Annotated in this window: 2 protein-coding genes; one reads left to right on the top strand and one right to left on the bottom strand. The window is 62.3% G+C overall.

Annotated features, from left to right (window positions below):
- Window positions 1–53 precede the first annotated feature (53 nt).
- Window positions 54–1211, top strand: a complete 1158-nt coding sequence (locus tag HX846_RS31010) for a phosphatidylserine/phosphatidylglycerophosphate/cardiolipin synthase family protein (RefSeq protein ID WP_178966856.1) — start codon at window positions 54–56, stop codon at window positions 1209–1211.
- 158 nt (window positions 1212–1369) lie between these two features.
- Here the strand turns inward: HX846_RS31010 and bglX are convergent.
- Window positions 1370–2546 (bottom strand): beta-glucosidase BglX (gene bglX, locus HX846_RS31005; RefSeq protein WP_178966855.1); only part of this gene is annotated, 1177 nt, incomplete at its 5' end.

Genomic DNA, 2546 nt, shown 5'->3' with positions numbered 1-2546 from the left:
GATCAGCCTGTCGGTGCCTGTGGGTGCGGTACTGATTTTCACGGCGCGCTGACATGAGCGGCGCAGTGTTCCCGTGGCGAAGCGCCATCCGTTTCGAGCTGATGGTCGACGGCCCGAGTTTCTTCCCACGCATGCTGAAAGGTATCGCCCAGGCTGAGCAACAGGTGGCGCTGGAGCTGTATCTGGTGGAGGCGGGCGCGTGTGCCGAGGCGATGGTTCAGGCCCTGGTGGCGGCCGCCGAACGTGGCGTGCGCGTACGTTGCCTGTTCGATGACTACGGCAGCCTGGCGTTTACCCTGGGCCTGCGTCGGCGGTTGATCGATGCCGGGGTGGACCTGCGATTCTACAACCGCCTGAGCTGGCGCCGCTGGATGCGCAACCTCTATCGGGACCACCGCAAGCTGTTGTTGATCGACCAGACCATCGCCGTGGTTGGCGGCACCGGCGTGACGGATGAATTCTGGACGCCCGGGGAAGACACCGCCGACTGGCACGAAGTGATGGTGCAGATTCGTGGCCCGCTGGTGCTGGATTGGCAGGCGTTGTTCGACCGTCAGTGGCTGGCGAACGACGATCGTAGAGCCTGGAAACCGGCCACGCATTTTGGCCTGCCACGCTTGCCCAAGGTGCCAGCGACAGGACCGGGGCTGGGGCGTGTGGCCTATGCCGACGCCCGCCAGCATCGGGATATCTTGCAGTCACTGATCCGTGCGCTGAACAGCGGCCACCAGCGTATCTGGCTGGCCACGCCGTATTTCCTGCCGACCTGGAGCGTACGGCGTGCCCTGCGCCGGGCGGCGGGGCGCGGGGTGGATGTGCGTTTGCTGTTGACCGGGCCACGTACCGATCACCCGTCGGTGCGGTATGCCGGGCACCGTTACTACCCGCGTTTGCTCAAATCCGGGGTGCAGATCTTTGAATACCAGCCGTGCTTCCTGCACTTGAAAATGGTGCTGGTGGACGATTGGGTGAGCATTGGCTCGTGCAACTTCGATCACTGGAATCTGCGCTTCAACCTGGAAGCGAACCTGGAAGCGTTGGACCCGGAATTGACGTTGGCAGTGGTGGGGAGTTTCGAGCGGGATTTTGCCCTGAGCCAGGCGGTGAGCCTTGAGGCATGGCAGTCGCGGCCATTGTGGCGGCGGGTGAAGCAGCGGGTGTGGGGGTGGATTGATCGGTTGGTGGTCAACCTGCTGGACCGCCGCGGATAAGCCAGAATACCCCAATCAAATGTGGGAGCAAGCCCGCTCCCACATTTTAGATCGTTCCCACGCTCCGCGTGGGAATGCCTCTTGTGACGCTCTGCGTCAAGCTTTGGGACGCGGAGCGTCCCGGGCTGCGTTCCCACGCGGAGCGTGGGAACGATCAGTTAGAGCAGTTCGAAGCTCTGCTGCTTCACATCCTGGGAATCCAACCCGATCTGCACATTAAACTCGCCCGGCTCAGCCGCAAACTTCAGCTGGGTGTTGTAGAACTTCAAGTCTTCCTCGGTGATGGTGAAGTGCACCGCGCGCTCTTCGCCAGCCTTGAGCATGATCTTCTGGAAGTTCTTCAATTCCTTCACCGGGCGGATCATCGAGCCGGCCACGTCCTGGATATAGAGCTGCACCACGGTTTCGCCATCGACCTTGCCGGTGTTTTTCACCACCACGGTGGCGTCGAGCTTGCCGGTCTTGTTCAGGGTGGTGGACGACAGCGCCATGTCCGACAGGCTGAAACTGGTGTAGCTCAAGCCGTAACCGAACGGAAACAGCGGCCCGGTGGTGTCATCGAAGTACTGCGAGGTGTAGTTGCCCGGCTTGCCCGGAGTGAACGGCCGGCCAATGCTCAGGTGGTTGTAGTAGGTCGGAATCTGCCCCACCGAACGCGGGAAGGTGATCGGCAGCTTGCCCGACGGGTTGTAGTCACCGAACAGCACGTCAGCGATAGCGTTGCCGCCTTCGGTGCCGGCGAACCAGGTTTCCAGGATTGCGTCAGCCTGTTCGTTCTCCTCGACAATCGACAGCGGACGGCCGTTCATCAACACCAGCACCAGCGGTTTGCCGGTGGCTTTCAAAGCCTTGATCAGGTCGCGCTGGCTCTGCGGGATGTTCAGGTCGGTGCGGCTCGACGATTCGTGGGACATGCCACGGGACTCGCCCACGGCGGCCACGACCACATCGGCGCCTTTGGCGGCCTTGACGGCTTCGTCGATCATGTCCTGGGACGAGCGCGGGTCATCCACAACTTCCGGGGCATCGAAGTTCAGGAAGTTGAGGTAGTCGACGACTTTCTTGTCGTTGGTGATATTGGCGCCACGGGCATAGATCACCTTGCCCTTGTCGCCGATCACGGCGTTCATGCCGTCCAGCAGGGTCACCGATTGCGCGGGTTTACCGGCAGCGGCCCAGCTGCCCATCATGTCGATCGGCGCCTTGGCCAGCGGGCCGACCAGGGCGATGGTCGCGTCCTTTTTCAGCGGCAGGGTGTTGTTCTGGTTTTTCAGCAGCACCTGGCTGCGGCGTGCCACGTCACGTGCGTCGGCGCGGTGCAGGCGGCTTTCGGCG

The sequence above is a fragment of the Pseudomonas sp. K5002 genome (assembly GCF_013386655.1).
Classification (GTDB): Bacteria; Pseudomonadota; Gammaproteobacteria; order Pseudomonadales; family Pseudomonadaceae; genus Aquipseudomonas.
Note: the sequence above shows the minus strand (reverse complement) of the source record. Positions and strands in the feature narration are given on the sequence as shown.